Source organism: Streptomyces amakusaensis, from assembly GCF_039532665.1.
Taxonomy (GTDB): domain Bacteria; phylum Actinomycetota; class Actinomycetes; order Streptomycetales; family Streptomycetaceae; genus Streptomyces; species Streptomyces amakusaensis.
On the sequence record NZ_BAAASB010000018.1, the window covers coordinates 36,431 to 56,282 of the forward strand.

Sequence of the window (19,852 nt, forward strand, 5' to 3'; positions counted from 1 at the left end):
CGCCCCGGAAGCCATATGCGCCGACTCCCGCTCCTGCTGGCCGCACTCTGTGTGCTGGCCCTGGTCACCGCCTCGCTGTTCATCGGCGGATACGACATCGACCTGCGCGCCCTGGTCACGGACCCCGAGGCCCGGCGCATGTTCCTCATCTCCCGGGTGCCGCGCACGCTCGCCCTGGTCCTCGCCGCCGCCGCGATGGCCGTCTCCGGCGTGATCATGCAGATGCTCGTACAGAATCGTTTCGTCGAGCCGACCACCACGGGTACCAGTGAGTGGGCGGCCCTGGGCGTGCTGCTGCTCACCCTCCTCATGCCGGCCGCGTCGCCCATGGTGAAGATGGGCGCGGCCAGCGCCTTCGCCTTCGTCGGCGCGCTCCTCTTCCTCTTCGTCCTCGGCCGGATCGCGCTCAAGTCACAGGTCATCGTGCCGATCGTGGGCATCATGCTGGGTGCGCTGGTGAGCGCGGTGACGCTGTACATCGCCTCGTCCACGAATCTGCTCCAGATGCTCGCCACCTGGCGCTCGGGCGGCTTCAGCTCGGTGGTGCGCGGAAACTACGAGCCGCTGTGGGTGGTGGGAGCCATCGTCGTCGGTCTGTATCTGGCGGCCGACCGCTTCACCATCGCCGGGCTCGGCCGCGACACCGCCACCAGCCTGGGGCTGCCCTACCGGCGCATCATGTTCACCGGGCTCGTCATGGTCGCCCTGGCCACGGGCGTGACCACCGTCGTCGTCGGATTCATCCCCTTCCTGGGACTGATCGTGCCGAACCTCGTCTCGATGGCACGCGGCGACGACATCCGCAGGAATCTGCCCTGGGTCGTGCTCAGCAGCGTGGCCCTGATGATTGCCTGCGACCTCGTCGGACGGCTCCTCGTCTTCCCGCTGGAGATTCCGGCGACGGTGGTCCTCGGGGCCGTCGGAGCGGTCGTGTTCGTCGCGATGATCCTGCGTCAGCGAGGTAAGGCCCATGTCTGAGAACCAGCCTCCGGCCGCCGCGACGGCGACCGCTCCCACCCGCACGGGACTCCCCGTCGCCGCGCGGCTCGCCCTCGCGGGCGGGCTCGCCGCCGCCTCCGTGCTCTCCTTCCTCTTCCTCTTCATCGAGGGGTCCTTCGAGTTCGCCTTCGAGCGACGGCTGACCATGCTGGGCACCATGGCCGTGGTCGCCTTCGCCCAGGCGGTCGGCACGGTGGTCTTCCAGACCATCACCCACAACCGGATCCTCACCCCGTCGATCATGGGGTTCGACTCCGTCTACATCCTGATGCAGACCCTCCTGGTGGCCGTCTTCGGCGGCGGTGTGCTCGCCGTGACCGACGGGATGCCGAAGCTCATCACCCAGACGCTGCTGATGGTCGGCTTCACGATGCTGCTGTTCGGCTGGCTGTTCTCCGGCCGCAAGGGCAGCATCCATGTGCTCCTCCTGGTCGGAGTGGTCCTGGGGCTCGCCTTCCGCAGCCTCTCCGACTTCCTCCAGCGGCTGCTCTCACCCTCCGAGTACGACGTCCTGTCGGCCCGGCTGTTCGGACGGCTCAGCAGCGCCGAGCCGGGATATCTGCCCCTGGCGGGCGCGGTGTGCCTGATCGTCGGCGTCGTCGTCTGGCAGCGCCGCTACCGGCTCGACACCCTGCTCCTGGGCCGTGACGCCGCCACGAACCTCGGCGTCGCCCACAAGCGCGAGCTGACGGTGATGCTCCTGCTGATCTCCCTGCTGATCGCGATGTCGACCGCGCTCGCGGGCCCCATGACCTTCTTCGGGTTCGTCACCGCGATGCTCGCCTACCAGATGTCGGGCACCCACCGGCACATCGTCGTACTGCCGATGGCGTTCCTCATCGGGCTGATCACCCTGGCGGGCGGGCAGTTCGTCATGGAGCACGTCTTCTACGCCTCCGGCATGCTCACCGTCGTCATCGAGTTTCTCGGCGGGGCGATCTTCCTCGCGCATCTCCTCCGGAAGGGCACCCTGTGATCGAGTTCACCGACATCCGCAAGGCGTACGGCGAGGACGTCGTGCTCGGCCCGGTGTCCGGGCGGATCCCGGCGGGCGGGGTCACCTCGCTCGTCGGCCCCAACGGCGCCGGGAAGTCCACCCTGCTGACCATCATCGGCCGGCTCGCCGAGCCCACCTCGGGCACCGTCACCGTCGACGGCCTCGACGTGCACCGGGCCAAGTCGCAGGACGTGGCGCGGACGCTGTCCATACTCCGCCAGGAGAACCACTTCACCGCCCGGGTGACCGTGCGGGAACTGGTCTCCTTCGGGCGCTTCCCGCACAGCCGGGGCCGGCTGACCAAGCAGGACATCGCCCACATCGACGACGCCCTCGACTTCCTCCACCTCGGCGACCTCCAGCACCGCTATCTCGACCAGCTCTCCGGCGGCCAGCGGCAGCGTGCCTACGTGGCGATGGTGCTCGCCCAGGACACCCGGTACGTCCTGCTCGACGAGCCCCTCAACAACCTCGACATGAAGCACTCCGTACGGATGATGAGCCAGCTGCGCCGGGCCGCCGACGAACTGGGCAAGACCGTCGTCCTGATCGTCCACGACATCAACTTCGCCGCCACCTACTCCGACCGGATCATCGCCCTCCGGGACGGCCGGATCGCGGCCTCCGACACCGTCGACGCGATGATGCGGGCCGAGGTGCTCAGCGAGGTGTTCGACACCCCCGTCCAGATCCACGAAGTCGACGGGAAGCGGACCGCCGTCTACTACCGGTGAGCCGGCTCCCTTCCCGATCCGTCTCCCGGTCCGCCTCTCGATCCGTCTCCTGATCCGTCGCGGCGGGAGCGGATGACGAGGACCGCGAGAGCGGCCGTCGTCCCACCGAGCACCATCACCGCCGAGGGGGCCGCGCGGTCGACGACCACCCCGCCGGCCGGCGCGCCCACCGCGATGGTGGCCTGGAACGACGCGGTGAAGAGCACCGAGGCCGCCGCGACGGACAGGACATTCGCCAGGGCCGGCAGCAGGACGAACCCCGCCAGTACCGGTCGGCGGTCCGCCCGCCCCACACCCGCCGTCAGCAGCGGCGCGGAGAGCGCCGCGAGGATCCCGGGCAGGACCAGCCGCGGAGGGCGGCTTCCGGCGGCTTTCCGACGTCAACGTACGAGGGTCCCGGCGGCCGAATACCCCGTATACCCCGCGTACCCCGCGCACCGCCGGTTCACCCGGAGTGCCGCGCCGGCTCCGCCCCGGTTTGCTTCAGGAAGTCGACGATCGCTTCGGCGAGCCGCTCGGGCTGGTCCTCCGGGACGAGGGTCGCCGAGTCGGCGATCTCGATCAACCGGCCCTGTGGGTACAGCTCGGCCAGCCGCCGGCCGTGCTCACGCGGCATCAGTCTGTCCTCGGCCGCCCAGACGACCAGTACCGGGCGGTCGAACTCACGCAGCCCCTCGCTCCAGGCCAGCAGGGTCTCCCGCCCCGGCGCCGAGGTGGCGAACTTCGCGAAGTCCCTGCGGATCGCCCTGCTCCGGGTGGCGGGGGCGAACCAGTCGGCCATGATCTCGTCCGGAACCCCGCGCAGGCTCATCCCGCCGTACCCCTTGCGGTTGTTCCGGAACGAGGGGATACGCATCAGCCGCGTCAGAAGCCAGACGCCACCGGGAACCCCGCACACCACCGCCGCCGCCTTGGCGGGCCCGGGAGGGAAATTGTCGAACGCCTCGCAGGCCACCAGCACCAGGCGCGCGACCCGCCGGTTCTCTTCCTCCAGCACCAGGAACTGGCCACCGCCCCAGTCATTGAGGATGACGGTCACCTCGTCGAGGCCGAGCCGTTCGATGAACTCGCCCAAGAGCCGCGCGACACCACGGTGGGACAGATCGGCGTCCGGGGCCATCGGCCGGCGGTGTCCGCCGAGGGGCAGTGTGGGCAGGACACAGCGGTACCCCTTCAGCAGCGGCACCACTTTGCGCCACTGCTTCTCATTCATCGGCAGACCGTGACAGAACACCAGTACCGGCCCGTCACCACCGGTGTCCTGATAGTCGATCGACCCGGAGGACAGCGAGATCTGCGGCATCACACCCCCATGCGACGGATCGCTCCAATGTAATCCAGCGCGTGCCGACGGACCATCCGAACCCGGTGATACCCGGTGCGGCACCCGGCCGGACACGGTGGGCGCACGGGCCGGCCCCGGCGCGCCTTCTCTGGCACGGCGGGCCAGGACCGGTGCACCATGGCCGGACGTAATCGATGATCCCGACCCCCGACCCCGACCCCACGGAGGCGTCGCGTGCAGAGCGCAGACCATGCTGTACTCGATGAGCTGTACCGCGATCCCTACCCCCTCTACGCCAGGGCGCGCCGCACACCGGGCCTGCTGTACGTCCCCGCCCTCGACGCCTGGCTGGTCGCACGGGACGCGGACGTACGGGAAGTCCTCCGCCGCGACCAGGACTTCTCCTCCCAGCGCGCCCTGCTGCCCGACGCGATGCCCGCGCCCTCCGTCCTCGGCGTCCTGGCCGGGGGACTCGGCGGCCGGCCCACCGTGCTCACCACCGACGGCGCCGCCCACCGGCGTCACCGCGCCCCGCTCAACAGCGGACTCTCCCCCGCCGAGGTCGCCGGGCTCATACCGTACGCGGCCGAACGCGCCGAGGCCCTCGTCGACGGATTCGCGGCCGACGGGCGCGCGGAGTTCATGGACGCCTACGCCCGACACCTCCCGGCCCAGGTCGTCGGGCGGCTCGTCGGCCTCGACCCCCACGACGTCCCCGCCGTGGTGCACGGCGGATACCGCGCCGAGGAACTGCTGTTCAGACCGCTGGCGGAGGAGGAACAGCTCGCCGCCGCCGAGGACGTCGTCGCCCTGCAACAGCTGCTCGACGGCTATGTCCGCGCCCGGCGCGAGAACCCGCGCGACGACCTCTGCACGAGGATGGTCACCGCCCTCGCGCCCGGCGACGATCCTCTGACCCTGGAACAGCGCCACGAACTGGTGGCGGGCCTCCAGAACTTCCTGCTCGCCGGACACCTGACCACCACGGCCCTCATCGGCACCACCCTGCTCCACCTCCTCACCGACCGGCGGCAGTGGGAACTGCTCCTCGCCGACCCCGGGCTGATCCCGGCCGCGGTGGAGGAGGCCGCCCGGTACGACACCGCCGTACAGGCCTTCCGGCGTACGGCCACCCGGCCGGTCACCCTGGGCGGAACCGCGCTGCCCGCCGGAGCGACGGTCCTGGTGGCCTACGGATCCGCCAACCGGGACGGACTCCGCCACGACCGCCCCGACGTCTTCGACATCACCCGCCCGCTCGCCCGGCGACACCTCGCCTTCGGCCACGGCGTCCACGGCTGCCCCGGCTCCCGGCTCGCCCGCGAACAGCTCCGGCTGACGCTCGGTCTCCTCGTCCGCAGACTGCCGGGCCTGCGGATCGACGGCGAGCGGCCGCCGCCCGCGATGCGCCCGAGCTTCATCCACCGCTCGCCCGAGGCGCTGCACCTGGTCTGGTGAGTTCAGACCCGCGCGGCGAGCGCGGCGGGCTCACCCAAGTGGCCGGCCGCCGTCCGCCACGCGGAGGTCACCGCCGTCCGGGCCCGCGCCGTGCGCACCTCGCTGTCGCCGGTCAGCAGCAGCGGCGCACCCACGTGAACATGCAGATCAGGACGGCGCAGCGGCGCGGTGGCCAGCCCCGCGAGCTGCTTGGCGATGCTTCCCGAGGTGACACGGCGGGCCCCGGCCTGGCCCACCGGGACGACGGGGGCACCGGTGCGCCCGGCGAGACGCGCGAGGCCGCTGCGGAAGAGGCCGGGCGCGGCCTCGGCGGCGTCCTCGCGGCGCGGCAGGCCGCCCTCGGCGTAGATGAGGACCAGCCGGCCCTGTTCAAGGGCCGTCGCCGCTCTGTCCAGCGCGGCCGCGGCCCGCCGGTCCCCGCGGAACACCGGTATGTGCCCCTCGCGGGCGAGCGCGCCGCCGAGGAAGGGCACCCGCCACAGCCCGGCGGCCGCCATGACGACCGGCTCGGCACCGAGGCGGCGCAGAGCGGCGAGCACGACGGCCGGGTCCGCGAGCGAGGTGTGGTTCGCGGCGATGATGCTGCCCGGCGTGAGCGCGGTGCCGGCGTCGGTGGTCACCGACAGACGGCCGACGGCGGGCACCAGGATCTCGGCGATGCGGCTGAGCATGAAGGGCTCCCGGTCTCGACGGTGAATGATCCCCATCGTCGGCCGCCGGTGCCGCCCGCGGCGTGAGTCGCCGTACTCATCTTCCCCGTCCCGCCGTACCCAGCGCCGGGGTACGGCGGGACGGGCGGTCGTGTCACTCGTAACGGCAGAGCCCCATGATCATCGCCTCGAAATCGGGGAACTCCCTCGCGGCCCGCTCCATCCCGGCAGCCGCCGGCGCGCGACGGTCCGGCGCGAATCGCTGCGCGACCGCCGTCAGTTCGGGGTGGGCGCGCGGCACCGGGTCCGGCTCGCGCCAAGCAGCCGCTTCCCCCGGACCGAAACCGTCGGCCAACAGCCACAGGAAGGCACCCAGGTCACACGCGATGACAGAGAGCTCTCCCTCGGAGCCGAGGAAGACAACAGGCTGCTCGACCAGCGTCCGTCCCGGCCGGGCCAGCCAGAACGCGGCGTACCCGCCGGTGCCGTCCTCGCCGAATACGCGGAACTCGTCGCCGCTCGAACCGCTGTTGCCGGTCCACGCCTGAAACCAGTCCGTTGTCTCCTCGGCGGGCAGGAAGGCCGTGAAGGGTTCAAAGTCGACGCCGTCCGCCCCGACGCAGTCGAGCCTGATCGCCATGGCGGCGGCGAGCGGAGCGGGAAACTGGCGGTCCTCGTTCGGTATCACGCCAACAGGCTAGCCACTCTTCACGACGTGGCGGAAAGCGACGATCCCTTTCCCCGGGACACCGTCCGCCGGCGCCGCACCGACGTGTGAACGACCCACCCCGCCGCCGCGCCGACCGCGTACCAGAACAGGTCGGGGGCGTTGAAGGTGGAACCGAGCACGAGACGGGCCACGGTGCTCTGCCGCGCCAGTTCCGCCGGCAGCGGGCTGAGCTGGAGGAACTCGATCGCCCAACTGGTGGCCAGCGCGATCGCGGCGGCCCTCGACGGCCTCGTCCGCGGCGCGATCACGACGACGAGCGTGAGCAGCAGAACCGTGTACAGCGCGTCCCCACCGTACTTGGCGACATCCCCGCCCGCCACGGCCCGCAGCCCCAGCCCCGCCCCCGCGGTCACCGCCGCCGCCACGGCCGCCACGAGACGGATCCGTACGGGGCTCGCGGCGGCGCGGTCACGGGTTCCGGGTACGAGGAGCACGGGACCATCCTGCCGTACCCCTCACCCACGGCCTCACCTGCGGGATTTCAGCACGTCGATCTCACAGCCCGGCGCGGACGGGTCGAAGCCGTGCTCGATCAGCCAGCGGACTGCCAGCAGGCTTCGCAACGACCACCACGCGTGAATCACCTCGAGGTCGACGTCGGTGCCATAGCCGGCGATGACGTCGTCGAGGTGCTCCTCGTGTCCGAGCGTGAAGGTCGCGAGGTCGTACAGGGCGTCACCCCGGCCCGCCTCGGACCAGTCGATGATGCCGGTGACCTCGCCACCGTCGACGAACACATGCGCGATCTGCAGATCGCCGTGCGTGAACGCCGGAGTCCACGGCCGGAGCGCGGCCTCGGCCACCTGACGATTACGCGTGACCAGGTCGGCGGGCAGGAGGCCGTTCGCCACAAGCAACCCGCACTCGTCGTCGAGCTCCGCCGCCAGCGCCCCACCGCTCCGCCCGGCCCGGCCCGGCCAGGGCGGCAACGGCGCTTGATGCAGCTTCCGCATGGCCGCGCCCGCCGCGGCCCACTCCTCCGGCGACCCGGTCGACGGCCCGCCGAGGCGTCCGAGCGTCGCCCCCGGGAGCGCGGCGATCGCGAGCACGGGCGGCCTGCGCCACAGGACTTCCGGGGTCGGGACCGGCGCGAGGGCCATCGCCTCGACCTCGACGTCGACGCGCGCCTGATCGGCGTCCACCTTCAGGAACACATCGCCGACGCGCAGGGTCGCGCGCTCGGAATGGGCGACGACGACTTTGACCTCATCCATGGGCGACCAGTATTCCGAGGACGGCAGCTTACGTCGCCGGGTTTATCGCGTGCGGTCGCGCGGCTGGCCGCGCTGGACGGCTGAGCCCCGACAGACGTACGGGGTGCGACCGGCGGTCCGTATCCCGTACGCCCCTGACGCGCCACCTCATCCGGATCTTCGTATGATCGTTTCAATATGACGGGGGGCCGCATGGCACTGAACAAGAAGCGCGACCGCGGGAAGAACGCGAACGGCGAGGAGGAGGAGGGCTGCTGCGCGGGCACCCTCGACACCCTTATGCACCCGTGCTGCTGCGGCGGCGGGATATCGGGACAGATCGCCGCGCTCCTCTTCGTCCTCCGCCCCTCGCTCACGGCCGTCGGCCACACCACCGACCCCGCCGCGCCTCCTCCTCCGGGCCGGGCGGCCGCCGCGATGTACCGCTCCGTCCGGCGCTACCGCGTCACCGTCAGCCCGACCCGCCCCGCATGCTGCCCCTACACCCCGAGCTGCTCCACCTACGCGGTGAAGGCCCTCCACCGCCACGGCGCCCTTCGCGGCGGCCGGCTGATCCTGGCACGCCTTCTGCGCTGTCGCCCCGGCGCGGCCCGCCGTCGGGGCTTCCGCGACCCGGTGCCTCCGGCCCGTCGCTGACGGCACATCGACGAGAAGCTCCATCGGGCGGCGGGGTATGCCCAGGCAGGCCGCCCGACGGCTCGAAGAGGTTCAGACGGCACGAACCGGATCACGAGACACTAGTCGGCATCCTGCTGTGCCAGCCATTCCGTAATCACCTGGTTTGTTTCTTCCGGCTTCTCCTGTTGGATCCAATGACCGCAATCCAGGCTGACCACTTCCACATGGGGCACGAACTCCGCGAGTTTCTCGGACCTCTGGACCGCGTCCCGGTCGCCGTAGATCATGAGCGTGGGCTGCTGGATGATCGGGTCCGCGTCCGCCAGCAAGTGCCAGTTGCGGTCAAGGTTCCTGTACCAGTTCACACTGCCCGTGAACCCTGTCGATTCGAAGGCGGTGACGAAAACGGCCAGTTCGCTGTCGCTCATGACGGGATCGCCCAGTGGCGTTTCCGCTCTGGCGAGATCGATCAGCGCCATACCCGGCCGAGGCTCTCTGGGGGGCTCGTTCTTCCGGTACATATTGCGAAGGAACCGGGAGGTGTTCTCTTCGAACACGGAGTCCGCGACGCCTGGACGCCGATTGAAGTGGACGAAGTAGAAGTCGCTGCCGAGCACATCCTCCATGGACTCGACCCAGGGCTTCTCTCCGCGCTCCTGGTAGGGCAGGCTCAGGTTGATCACTTTGTTCACACGCTTCGGATGCAGCAGGGTCAGCCCCCAGACGACCATCGCACCCCAGTCATGGCCGACAAAGGCGGCATCCTCGTATCCGTAGTGATCGAGCAGCGCGACGAGATCACCTGACAGGTGTTCAATGTCGTAGTCCGTCACTTCGGCCGGACGGGATGAGTTCCCATAACCCCGCTGGTTGGGGACGATGACGTGGTAGCCCGCTGCGGCAAGGGCAGGCACCTGATGACGCCAGGAGAAGGCGTGCTCCGGCCAGCCGTGACAGAGGACAATGGGTTTCCCCGCATTCTGTCGGCCTGCTTCGAAGACCTCAAGCTCCACGCCGTTCACTGAAATGATGGTGGGATCCGGGAAATCGGCTGGATCGAACATGGTATTCCCTCTCTTCCTTTCGGGGGATCAGGCGGTGAAGGCCCCGAAGGAGGCATCGGTGCACCCCTGGGGCATGCCGCCATCTTGCCGACTGAAACCGGTCACTCCATGACCGGTTTCATGTGAGAGTTTTATCGGTATGCGAACCGACAGGCTGGTGGCCGTCCTTCTCCTGCTGCAACGGCGTGAGCGGGTGACGGCGGCAGAGGTCGCCAAAGAGCTGGAGGTCTCCGAGCGCACCGCCCGTCGTGACCTCGACGCCCTGGCCATGGCAGGGGTGCCCGTGTACTCCGTGCAGGGCCGAGGCGGTGGCTGGCGTCTCGTGGGTGGTGCCCGCACCGATCTGTCCGGGTTGACCGCGAGTGAGGCCCGCGCTCTGTTCCTGGTCGCAGGCCCTGCCTCGGCCGCCACGCCGGCCGTGAAAGCAGCCCTGCGCAAGCTCGTTCATGCCCTGCCGGAGCCCTTCCGGACGCAGGCCGAGGCGGCGGCGTCGTCGTTGGTCGTGGACCCGCAGCGGTGGGGGACGAGCCGGGTCGAGCACCGACCGCCCCGCTTCCTCGACGAACTCCAGGACGCGGTGATCCGCGGCGTGCAGGTGCGGCTCGGCTACGTCGACCGCGAAGGTGCCGAGACCGAGAGAACTGTCCATCCGCTGGGCATCGTCGCCAAAGGTCCGTCGTGGTACCTCGTCTCCCACACCGGGGCCGGTCGGCGGATCTTCCGGATCGACCGTGTGTCGTCCGTCGGCCCGACCGGCGATCCGGTGCACCGGCCCGGGGACTTCGACCTTGCGGAGAGCTGGCGCGAGATCGCCGACGAGATCGACCGCAAGCGAACACCCCTTGAGATCCAGGCGGTATGCGTACCCCACGGGATGGGCCTGCTCCGGATGGCGCTCGGCGATCGGCTCGAGGTGGGAGGTTCCGCGACCGACGGCCGTGTCGAGGTCGTGATCCGCGGACACGACGAGTACATGCTCGCCGGCGAGCTGGCCGGGCTGATCGAATGGCTCGAGGTGACCGGCCCTCCGGGGGTGCGGGACCGCCTGGCCTCGATCGGCAAGGCGCTCGTCGAGCGATACGGCTGAGCCGTCCCGCGGTGTCGAAGGTGTCGAAGTGCGTACGGACCCTGAAGGCGCGCTCGCGGTTTTCTGCGGACTGTCCAATCGCCCGGTGACCGTGTCGAGCGTCGGCCAAGGAGGGCCCGCGCGCAGCGAGCGGAGGAATTCCTCTTCGGATCGCCTCCGGTTCGGAAGCTGGTCGTCACGCTCCCAACGCCAGGCCGGGACCATCGCCGGAACGAGCTGCCGGCACTTGTCCAGCAGCCCTCGGTCAACGTGCGGACAGTGCTCGCCGACCGCCTCGGGGCATGGTCGGGATCGAACTCGACAGGTCCGGGGCAGCATGTCTCAAGGCCGATGAAGAGCGGGCCGTTCTCCGTGCCGAGCACATTGCCCGGATGCGGCTCGCCGTGGAGCAGCTGCTCCACGGCACCGCGGTCCTCGACCGGTCGGCGACGACGCCTTCCGCCTGCGCGACGCGATCCGTGAACCGTGGGCTCGGCACGTCAACCTCGCGCATGCCGGTGTGCAGCTGCTCCAGTGCCTTGGCGTGGCAGACAGTGCCCCGTGTCAACGTTTCTGATCATGTAGGGGTTTTTCGCTGACGCCTGCGCCTGACCGGCAGGGCCACCAGCGAGGCCAGACAGGCGACCATGGCGGTGACGCAGGCGGCGGGCATCCGCCGCTCCGGCCCGGGCTGAACCGCTTCTCCGCTTTCGCTGGAAGCGCTATTGGGTTCTCTCGTGAAGGAAAGCGGCACTTTCGATCTTTGAGATGCCACCCTCCCCGGGCGGGACCTCGCCCCGTACCAGGGCACCCAGCCTCCGTGCCGCCTCGGTCAGTTCGGCGCGGTCGCCCGTGGCGGCGAAGCCGAGACGGAGATGGGGGGCGGGCGGCTCGGTGGCGAAGTAGCGGGTGCCCGGGCTGACGGCGACACCGTGCCGGCGGGCGGCGGCGGTGAAGGCGAGGTCGTCGGTGCCGGCAGGCAGGCGGTACCAGAGGTGCAGGCCGCCTGCGGGCGGGCGGGCGGGGCTCCACTCCGGGATCTGGTGGGCGATCGCGGTGGCCAGCAGGGAGCAGCGTCCGCGCAGTTCTTCGGCGAGGGTACGGATGTGCCGTTCCCAGGACGGGGAGCTGAGCAGTTCCAGGGCGGCCTCCTGGAGGGGGCGTGTGATGAAGAAGTCGTCGACCTGGCGGACCGCCCGCAGCCGTTCCATCACCGGGCCCCGGGCGATCAGGGCGCCGATCCGCAGGCTCGGGGCGGCCGGCTTGGTGAGGGAGGTGATGTGGACGACGGTGCCGTCGCCGTCGTCGGTCAGCAGGGGCCTCGGCACCGTACCGCCGTGTCCGAGATGGCGGGCGAAGTCGTCCTCGACGACGAAGGCGCCCGTCGCCCGCGCCACGTCGAGGACTTGGCGGCGGCGGTCCGGTGCCAGTACGGCACCGGTCGGATTCTGGAAGGTGGGCTGGCAGTATAACAGCCGTGCCCCGGTCATCGCGAAAGCGTCGGCGAGCAGATCGGGCCGGACGCCGTCCTCGTCGACCGGTACGGGCACCGGGCGGAGCCCGGCGGCGCGGGCGGCGGCGATGGCGCCCGGATAGCCGGGCGAGTCCACCAGCACCGGGGCTCCGGGCCCGGCGATCGCGCGGAACGCGATGGACAGGGCGCTCTGCCCGCCTGCGGTGATCAGGACGTCCTCGGGTGTCACCCCGCCGCCCGCGATGCGGGCGAACACGGCGCGCAGTGCCGCCAGGCCGCTCGCGGGAGCGCGGTCCCAGGCGTCCGGGCGGCGGGCGGCGCGGGCCAGCGCGGCACTCAGCGCCCGGCCGGGCTGGAGCGACCGGTGCACATAGCCGCCGTCCATCGTGATCGTCCCCGCCGGTGCCGGCGGGACATCGGCGATCAGCCGGGTGTCGACGGCGCGGTCGGTCAGCGCGACCGTCTGCCAGGCGGTGTCGGCGACCTCGGTACGGGGCCGGGCGCGCGGTGCGGCATAGGTGCCGCTGCCCGGCCGGGTCACCACCGCGCCCTCCGCGGCGAGCAGGGCGATGGCGCGCGCGACGGTGGCGGGGCCGACCCGGTAACGCTGGATCAGCTCCCGGCTGCTGGGCAGCCGGTCGCCCGGAGCGAGGCCGGTGAGCAGTTCACGGATCCTGGTCGCCAGCTCTTGGGAAGTGCTACTGTCAGACATGAAAGATCATGGTAGCGCTATTAACTCCCCTGCGGAACCGCTTCCCGGGACACCCCACTGGGACATCGAGGCCCTGCGGGCCGACACGCCCGGCTGCCGGAACGTCATCCACTTCAACAACGCGGGCTGCGGGCTGATGGCCACCCCCGTACTGGACGCGGTGCTCGACCATCTGCGCCTGGAGGCGCGGATCGGCGGCTACGAGGCCTCGGCCGCCCGGGCCGCCGACATCGGCGAATTCCACACCGAGGTCGCCGCGTTGATCAACGCCGCCCCCCGCAACATCGCCTTCGCGGGCAGCGCCACACACGCCTATGCCAACGCCCTCTCCGCGATCCCGTTCGAGCCCGGCGACACCATCCTGACCACCCGCGACGACTTCGTCTCCAACCAGATCGCCTTCCTCTCCCTGCGCAAGAGGTTCGGCGTGACCGTCGCGCACGCCCCGGACACCCCGGAGGGCGGGGTGGACGTGGAGGCGATGGCCGCGCTGATGAGATCCCTCCGCCCCCGGCTGGTGTCGGCCACTCACATTCCCACCAACTCCGGACTGGTCTCGCCCATCGCCGAGATCGGCCGCCACTGCCGCGAACTGGACCTGCTCTATCTCGTCGACGCCTGCCAGTCGGTCGGTCAGTACCCGATCGACGTGGCGGAGATCGGCTGCGACCTGCTCACCGCCACCTGCCGGAAATTCCTGCGCGGCCCCCGGGCCTCCGGATTCCTCTACGCCTCCGACTCCTTCCTGCGCGCGGGGTACGAGCCGCTCTTCATCGACATGCACGGGGCCCGCTGGACAGCGCCGGACCGCTACGAGGCCGTGGACTCCGCCGCCCGGTTCGAGGAGTGGGAGTTCCCCTACGCCACCGTGCTCGGCAGCGCCGCCGCGGTCCGCTATGCCCGCGGTATCGGCATGGAGGCCGTCGCGCACCGCACCCCCGCGCTGGCGGCCCGGCTCCGCGAGGCGCTCGCACCGATCCCCGGGGTGCGTGTCCTCGACCGGGGGCCGCGGCTGGCCGCCCTGGTGACCTTCGCCGTCGAGGGCTGGGAACCACAGCCGTTCAAGGCCGCCATGGACGCCCGCTCCATCAACTCCGCCCTGAGCTTCCGCGAGTTCGCGCAGTTCGACTTCACCACCAAGAACGTCGACTGGTGCCTGCGGCTGTCCCCCCACTACTACAACACCGAGTGGGAAGTGGACGAGGTCGCCGCCGCTGTCGCCGACATCATGAGCCACTCCCGGGACACACGGCGGGGGCCGCGTTGACGGCCGTCGCGTCGTCCCGCCCGCCAGAGGCTTCCGAGGGCGGAAGCCTCTGGCGCAACGGCGACTTCCTCAAGCTCTGGCTCGGCGAGACCCTCTCGCTGCTGGGCGCGCATGTCACCCATCTCGCCCTGCCGCTCACCGCGATCAGCGCCTTCGACGCCACCGACGAGCAGGTCGGTGTGCTGCGCTTCCTCCAACTCGTGCCCTATCTCGGACTCGCCCTGCTCTTCGGGGTCTGGGTGGACCGGGCCCGGCGTCGGCGGCTGATGCTCGGTGCCAACACGGTCCGCATGGTCCTCCTCGCGCTGGTGCCGGTTCTCCACTGGCTGGACGCGCTCGACATGGTGACGCTGATGGCGATCGCCTGCGCCGTCGGCACCGCGTCCGTGCTCTTCGACGTCAGCTGGATGTCGTATGTGCCCAGCCTGGTGCGTGACCCCAAGCAGTACGTGGAGGCCGGCGCGAAACTCGGCGCAGGGTCGTCGGCGGCCGATGTGGCCGGCCCCGGGCTCGCCGGACTGCTGGTCGCGGCGCTGACCGCACCCGTGGCGCTGATCGTGGACGCCTTCTCCTACCTGGTGTCGATCGTCTCCCTGCTGCTCATCCGGACCCGCGAGCCACGACCCGGGCCGCGGGCCGAGCGCTCCTCCGAGCAGTCCTCCGAGCGGCCCGCGGACCGGCGGCATCTGCCGACCGAACTGCGGGACGGTCTGCGCTGGGTCTTCGGCGACCCCGTTCTTCGGTCCCTCGCGCTGATCGGCTTCTGCTGCAACTTCTCGATGATCTCCGTCTGGACCATGTTCCTGCTGTACGGGACGAACGACGTCGGGCTCAGCCCGGCGACCATCGGCGGTATCTTCGCGGCGGCCTCCCTCGGCGGCCTGGCCGGGGCCACGATCTCCCGCAGGGTCATCCGGCGCTTCCCGCTCGGGCGCGTCTACCTCGTGTCCCAGTCGGCGCTGCTGCTCGGCCCCGTCCTGATCGCCGTGGCCGCCGGACCCCGGCCGGTGATGGTGGCGCTCTTCGTCCTCTCGTTCCTCATCACCTACCTCGGACTCGGCGTCGCGGGCGTCATCATCGTGAGCCTCCGGCAGATCGGCACCCCACAGCGGCTGATGGGGCGGATGACCGCGTCCTTCCGCACCCTGCTCTTCGGCGGCGGCGCTCTCGGCGGCCTCGCCGCGGGCCTCCTCTCCGGCGGGATCGGCGCCGGCAACGCCCTGACGGTCGCGGCGATCGCCTCGGCCCTCGTCGTGGTCGCGCTCTTCCGGTCGCCCGTCACCCGGCTGACCACGATGCCCTCGGCCACCGGGGAGCCGAGCGCGGCCTGACGGCACCCGGAACGCGGCGGCTTCATGGTCATCGGGCCGCTTCCCGGCTCTGTTCGGGGCGAGGGAGGCGACGGTCCCGGTGACCATGCCGACCCGCTCGGGTTCGGTGACCCGGACCGCCGCGGCCATCACCGGTGCTCCGGCGATTCCGCCACCGACTTCCCGGGCCGGCAGCGGTACGAGCAGCGCCCACCACGGTGTGCCGGGTGTGACCAGCAGTGCCGGGGCCATGAAGCCCGCGCCCTGGAGCAGATGGCCGGAGCCGATCACCGGGCCGGGTGAACAGCCGTAACTCCAGCGTCGGAGCGGGCACACGGAGCTGGACGACCGGGAAGGCGGCGAGTGCCAGGGCGGAAGTGAGCAGGGCCGCGGTGTCCTGGCCCGTCCACGGAGTGCCGTCGGGGCGGAGCACGGCTGGAGACGGCCGGTGCGCAAGGGTTCCGATCCGTCATCGTGCGCGCCCTCGCGGCTGAACTCGGGGTCACCGTACGGGCCCTGTACAACTACGTCGAGGACCGCCAGGACGTCGTCGACCTCGCCCTCGGCCTCATGCCCGGCTCCTGGACGGTCCCTCCCCTGGACCCCGCGGCACGGGAGGAATCCGTCACCGGCTACGCGCGGTCACTGCGTGCGCTGTACCGGCGCCGGCCGCGAGCCCTGCCGATCTCCCTGGACGAGGACGCGCCGCCCATCTCCGTGCACCCGAACCGCCTGCTCAACCTCGACCGCTTCCTCCGACTCCTGCACGGCATCGGCATCGGCATCGGCACGGGACTCGGCCCTGCCCCGGACGCCGTCCTGACCAGGAGCGCCCGGCCCCGAGCGCTCCGCCCGCCCCGGGCACTCGCCCCGGTTCGCCGGAAAGGCCGCGCCGCACGGCGCAGGGCCAGACGCGGAGGTTAGGAACGATTCTGCGGGTGAACACATGCCTCGTTCGCCGTCTGTGCGTGCGATGACGGCGGGCGCGAGGCTATGCATCGGTCATGGATGATCCATTTGCCCTGAGTCCCGTGAACCGGCCCAAGGGACCGGGGGCGTCCGGCGAAGAGCGGCGTGCGAGGCCAGGTGTCTGGAGGCGAAGCGTCGGTCGCTGGTGGCCGGTCCTGTGGGCCGCCTGGCCGCCGAGGGGTTCGGTTCGTGACCGCCGGTGAGTCCCCGCCGCTGACCCTGTCCGTCGGGTCAGTGCGGGGGAACGGTGGGTGTGAGGACGCGTTCGGCGGTGATGGTGAGGTAGTTGAGGACGTTGGCGCGGTGGCCGTTGAGGAAGGGCGACTCGACGCCGGTGCGCAGGTCGCAGTGTTCGCGCAGTTCCCAGTACGGGATGGCGTCCTGGGTGAGGTCGGTGACCTCGACGGGTGCGAGGCCATGGGCGGCGAGGGCGCGGAAGTAGGTGCTGCGGTGGTGGATGTGGCACACATAGTGCTCGTCGATGGCCTTGACCTCGGGTGTGTCGAGGGCGACGGCGTCGTTGGCGCACCAGGTGGTCAGGACGTACCGGCCGCCCGGCTCCAGAAGGCGGGCGAACTCCCCGAACGCCTCGAAGAGGTCCACGTACATGGTCGTCTCGTTGGTGACGATGTACTGGAACGAGGCGTCCGGGAAGGGGGTGGCGGCCATGTTGGCGTAGGTGAACCGCACGGATCCCGCCGAGCCGCGGCGCTCGGCGAGCTCTTGGGCGAACTCTATGTGGTGGGTGCAGAAGTTGACGCCGTCGACCTCGCAGCCGAAGGTGTCGTGGATGGCGAAGGACGTGCCGCCCCGTCCGGAGCCGGCGTCCAGCACCCGGGCGCGGGCAGGGACCGGGCCCAGGCGGTCGAGGATGAGTTTGACCTGGTCGTTCTCCATGCGGTGCATCTCCTCCAGGATGAGCCGGCCGCGCTGCTCGGCGGGCGCGTCGAGGATGGAGCGGTCGAAGTCGCCGGTGGCGAAGTGGTGGTGGTAGAGGCCGTCCGCCTCGCCGAGGAGCAGGTTGATCGGGTCGTTCTGCTTCTCCGCCCAGTGCTGGTGCAGGCGGTGCTCGTAGTCGTCGCGCACGACGTTCTGGGGGGCTTCGGTCTGGAGGTCCATGAGTACGTCTCCGATCGGTGTGGGGCGGGCTCTCGCGGTGATGTCAGAAGGTGCGGGTGACGATGAGGCGGAACAGGGAGGCCAGTTCGCTCTTGGCCGGATCCGGTATGCCCACGCGGTCCAGCTCTCGGTGCGCGGTGATGAGTTGGTCCCTGGCGAGCTGTTCGGCGTAGGCGCGGCCCCCGGCCTTCTCGATCAGACGGGCGATGTGCGCCACGTCCCACGGCGGGTCGTCGGCCGTGGCGGCCAGGAGCGCGGCGATCTCGTCTCCGGCCGGAGTGCCGGAGCGGGCCGCCGCCAGGACGGGCAGGGTGACCTTGCGCTGCCGCAGATCGCCGAAGGCGGGTTTGCCGGTGACGGCGGGGTCGCCCCAGCCCCAGATGTCCTCCACGTCGTTGGCGGCCTGCCAGGCGAGAGCCGCGGCGAGGCAGGCGGATCGGAGTCCGCCGACGAGGCGGTCGTCGCCGGACGCGAGGGTCGCTCCGATGGCGGCGGAGGCGGCGAGCAGGGAGCCGGTCTTGCCGGCGCTCATACGGAGATAGTCCTCGACGGTGGTGGGGCGGGAGAGGTCGAGGTCGTCGGCCTCGCCGTCGCAGAGAGCGGCGAAGCACTCCAGGAGGATGGCCAGAGCCCGGTGGCCGGCGTCGGTGCCGATGTCCGCCAGGGTCCGGGCCGCGGCCGCGGTGAGGGCGTCACCGGCGAGGACGGCGAGCCCGGAACCGAAGACCACCCAGGCCGTGGGACGTCCCCGGCGCAGCTTGTCCTCGTCGAGCACGTCGTCGTGCAGCAGCGTGAAGTTGTGCAGCAGCTCGACGGCCACGGCACCGGGCACGGCCGCTGGTTCGCGGTGCTCGCCCCCGGCCGCCTCGGCGGCCAGCAGGGCGGTCGCGGCCCGCACCATCTTGCTCGGTACGGCACCGCGCCGGGGGGAGCCGTACCGGTCGCACCAGCCGAAGTGGTACGCGCACACGCGCGCCAGGGAAGGGTGGAGGCCGTCGGTGGCCGCGCGCAGCGGCGGAGTGGTCAGCTCGCGGGTCCGGGCCAGGATCACATCCGGAGACCGGGTCGTGGGTCGCGTCACGCGTGCCTCATTTCGCTTCTCGGTCTTCGCCGACAGACGGGTAGAACTGCCTGGCCCAGATGCGGAAGGGCCCGATGGGGGAATCGGCCCCGTTGATCCTGGGGTGCGGGAGGAATTCCCGGTGGCTCCAGATGGGGAAGTCGTGAGCGGCGTCGCGATAGTGGTAGCGGCCGAGGACGCGACTCACGGCCGATTCCAGGACGCCGGCCGCGATACGGCTGACACCACGCGACGGGCGGCCCGGTCGTGTGAACGTCGCCGCGGACACGAAGTGGATCCGATTCCTTCGCGGCGCTATGGGCGTGCTGAAGACGCAGCCGGTCACCCGGGCGTGGGCCAGTGGCAGGTCGATCTCGACGAAGGGTCCGGCAACGCCGATGAGGCTGACGCTGAAATCCTGGACGATGGTGCCGAAGGGCGGCATGGGACGCCGAAGCCGGATGTCCATGTGATAGAAGGGCCCGTCCTCCTTGGGCTCCGAGAGCGCCTCCGCGTCGATCCTGTGCACATGGGGGAAGTGCCGGAAGTCGATGGCGTTCTCCGCGACGTCCAGGGAGTGGCCGTCGACCTCCAGGCTCCGGATGTGGATGTGCCGGGTGGAGAGCCGGGTCAGCTTCTCGGGAAGCTGCCATGACGGAGGTGTCCCGTCGTGGGAGTGCCAGGCCCAGACGAGCCCCGCCGCCTGGGTGACCGGCACCAGTTGGAGGCCGGCGCGGGGCGGCAGCCCGTAAGGGGTCCGCGCGCAGGCCCCGTCCGGACCGAACGCGAACCGGTGGAAGGGGCAGACCAGCAACTCCCCGTCCACGGTGCCGCCGAATCCCAGATGGGCCCCCAGGTGCGGGCAGTGGGGGCGTACCGCGCGGAGGGTTCCCCGCTCGGTCCGGTACACCACGATCTCCTGCCCCATGAAGGGCTTGGTGAGGACGGTCTTCGGCCTCCATTCGGCCGCGGTCCCCACACAGAACCAGCCGTTCGGGTAGGGCAGGACCGGGTCGGAGTCACTTCTGGGCCGGACCTGGTCACGGGTACGACGGATACGCATGGCGGGTCCCCTCTGCTGTGCTGGGAGGCGGATGGGCAAGAACGCGGGCCGTGCCGGGCCGGG

19 protein-coding genes and 2 pseudogenes are annotated in these 19,852 nt (G+C 70.8%); 9 read left to right on the plus strand and 12 right to left on the minus strand.

Annotated features, from left to right (window positions below; genetic code table 11):
• The first annotated feature begins 15 nt into the window (after positions 1-15).
• The 3 genes from ABD371_RS27560 to ABD371_RS27570 are packed head-to-tail and all read left to right on the plus strand — an operon-like array spanning position 16 to position 2,730.
• Positions 16-978, plus strand: a complete 963-nt coding sequence (locus ABD371_RS27560; RefSeq protein ID WP_344482502.1) for an ABC transporter permease — start codon at positions 16-18, stop codon at positions 976-978.
• Positions 971-1,975: an iron chelate uptake ABC transporter family permease subunit gene (locus ABD371_RS27565; RefSeq protein ID WP_344482505.1), complete on the plus strand. Its 1,005-nt coding sequence runs from the start codon at positions 971-973 to the stop codon at positions 1,973-1,975. Before ABD371_RS27560 ends, ABD371_RS27565 begins: the two co-directional genes overlap by 8 nt.
• Positions 1,972-2,730, plus strand: coding sequence for an iron ABC transporter ATP-binding protein (locus ABD371_RS27570; protein WP_344482508.1), 759 nt, complete (start codon positions 1,972-1,974; stop codon positions 2,728-2,730). The genes ABD371_RS27565 and ABD371_RS27570 overlap by 4 nt, the downstream gene beginning before the upstream one ends.
• Here ABD371_RS27570 and ABD371_RS27575 read toward each other — a convergent pair.
• Positions 2,721-2,945 (minus strand): annotated as a pseudogene (locus ABD371_RS27575) (hypothetical protein); the annotation flags it as partial. The gene ABD371_RS27570 and the pseudogene ABD371_RS27575 overlap by 10 nt on opposite strands.
• A gap of 230 nt (positions 2,946-3,175) precedes the next feature.
• Positions 3,176-4,033 (minus strand): alpha/beta fold hydrolase, encoded by an 858-nt coding sequence (locus ABD371_RS27580; RefSeq protein ID WP_344482514.1) that lies wholly within the window; start codon positions 4,031-4,033, stop codon positions 3,176-3,178.
• Between the two features lie 216 nt (positions 4,034-4,249).
• Here ABD371_RS27580 and ABD371_RS27585 point away from each other — a divergent pair, with 216 nt between their 5' ends.
• Positions 4,250-5,473 (plus strand): cytochrome P450, encoded by a 1,224-nt coding sequence (locus tag ABD371_RS27585; protein ID WP_344482517.1) that lies wholly within the window; start codon positions 4,250-4,252, stop codon positions 5,471-5,473.
• 2 nt (positions 5,474-5,475) lie between these two features.
• Here ABD371_RS27585 and ABD371_RS27590 read toward each other — a convergent pair whose 3' ends face one another.
• From ABD371_RS27590 to ABD371_RS27605, 4 genes are all read right to left on the minus strand, one after another.
• Positions 5,476-6,144, minus strand: a complete 669-nt coding sequence (locus ABD371_RS27590; protein ID WP_344482520.1) for a lysophospholipid acyltransferase family protein — start codon at positions 6,142-6,144, stop codon at positions 5,476-5,478.
• Between the two features lie 133 nt (positions 6,145-6,277).
• On the minus strand, positions 6,278-6,811 hold the full coding sequence (locus ABD371_RS27595; protein WP_344482524.1) for an SMI1/KNR4 family protein: 534 nt from the start codon (positions 6,809-6,811) through the stop codon (positions 6,278-6,280).
• 20 nt (positions 6,812-6,831) lie between these two features.
• Complete coding sequence (locus ABD371_RS27600) at positions 6,832-7,287, minus strand: ribosomal maturation YjgA family protein (protein ID WP_381734908.1); 456 nt, start codon at positions 7,285-7,287, stop codon at positions 6,832-6,834.
• A gap of 33 nt (positions 7,288-7,320) precedes the next feature.
• On the minus strand, positions 7,321-8,067 hold the full coding sequence (locus ABD371_RS27605) for a phosphotransferase family protein (protein WP_344482527.1): 747 nt from the start codon (positions 8,065-8,067) through the stop codon (positions 7,321-7,323).
• A 192-nt stretch (positions 8,068-8,259) separates the two neighbouring features.
• Between ABD371_RS27605 and yidD the strand changes: the two genes are divergently transcribed.
• Positions 8,260-8,703: a membrane protein insertion efficiency factor YidD gene (gene yidD / locus ABD371_RS27610; RefSeq protein ID WP_344482530.1), complete on the plus strand. Its 444-nt coding sequence runs from the start codon at positions 8,260-8,262 to the stop codon at positions 8,701-8,703.
• A 101-nt stretch (positions 8,704-8,804) separates the two neighbouring features.
• Here the strand turns inward: yidD and ABD371_RS27615 are convergent, their stop codons facing one another.
• Entirely contained in the window at positions 8,805-9,749 is a 945-nt protein-coding gene (locus ABD371_RS27615; protein ID WP_344482533.1) for an alpha/beta fold hydrolase, read from the minus strand.
• A 139-nt stretch (positions 9,750-9,888) separates the two neighbouring features.
• Between ABD371_RS27615 and ABD371_RS27620 the strand changes: the two genes are divergently transcribed.
• Entirely contained in the window at positions 9,889-10,836 is a 948-nt protein-coding gene (locus ABD371_RS27620) for a helix-turn-helix transcriptional regulator (protein ID WP_344482535.1), read from the plus strand.
• A 75-nt stretch (positions 10,837-10,911) separates the two neighbouring features.
• On the opposite strand, the pseudogene ABD371_RS35885 reads toward ABD371_RS27620, so the two are convergent.
• Both ABD371_RS35885 and ABD371_RS27625 read right to left on the minus strand, forming a co-directional pair.
• A pseudogene (locus ABD371_RS35885) lies at positions 10,912-11,362 on the minus strand (phosphotransferase); the annotation flags it as partial.
• A gap of 175 nt (positions 11,363-11,537) precedes the next feature.
• Positions 11,538-13,001: an aminotransferase-like domain-containing protein gene (locus ABD371_RS27625; RefSeq protein ID WP_344482537.1), complete on the minus strand. Its 1,464-nt coding sequence runs from the start codon at positions 12,999-13,001 to the stop codon at positions 11,538-11,540.
• Here ABD371_RS27625 and ABD371_RS27630 point away from each other — a divergent pair.
• From ABD371_RS27630 to ABD371_RS27640, 3 genes are all read left to right on the plus strand, one after another.
• Entirely contained in the window at positions 13,000-14,268 is a 1,269-nt protein-coding gene (locus tag ABD371_RS27630; protein WP_344482540.1) for an aminotransferase class V-fold PLP-dependent enzyme, read from the plus strand. The genes ABD371_RS27625 and ABD371_RS27630 overlap by 2 nt on opposite strands.
• On the plus strand, positions 14,265-15,599 hold the full coding sequence (locus ABD371_RS27635; RefSeq protein WP_344482543.1) for an MFS transporter: 1,335 nt from the start codon (positions 14,265-14,267) through the stop codon (positions 15,597-15,599). Before ABD371_RS27630 ends, ABD371_RS27635 begins: the two co-directional genes overlap by 4 nt.
• A 453-nt stretch (positions 15,600-16,052) precedes the next feature.
• On the plus strand, positions 16,053-16,502 hold the full coding sequence (locus ABD371_RS27640; RefSeq protein ID WP_344482546.1) for a hypothetical protein: 450 nt from the start codon (positions 16,053-16,055) through the stop codon (positions 16,500-16,502).
• Between the two features lie 276 nt (positions 16,503-16,778).
• Here ABD371_RS27640 and ABD371_RS27645 read toward each other — a convergent pair whose 3' ends face one another.
• From ABD371_RS27645 to ABD371_RS27655, 3 genes are read right to left on the minus strand one after another with little or no spacing between them, the layout of a single operon-like run.
• On the minus strand, positions 16,779-17,666 hold the full coding sequence (locus ABD371_RS27645) for an SAM-dependent methyltransferase (RefSeq protein ID WP_344482549.1): 888 nt from the start codon (positions 17,664-17,666) through the stop codon (positions 16,779-16,781).
• Positions 17,667-17,709: 43 nt separating this feature from the next.
• Positions 17,710-18,747, minus strand: coding sequence for a polyprenyl synthetase family protein (locus ABD371_RS27650; protein ID WP_344482551.1), 1,038 nt, complete (start codon positions 18,745-18,747; stop codon positions 17,710-17,712).
• 7 nt (positions 18,748-18,754) lie between these two features.
• Positions 18,755-19,789 (minus strand): Rieske 2Fe-2S domain-containing protein, encoded by a 1,035-nt coding sequence (locus tag ABD371_RS27655; RefSeq protein WP_344482554.1) that lies wholly within the window; start codon positions 19,787-19,789, stop codon positions 18,755-18,757.
• Positions 19,790-19,852: the final 63 nt, after the last annotated feature.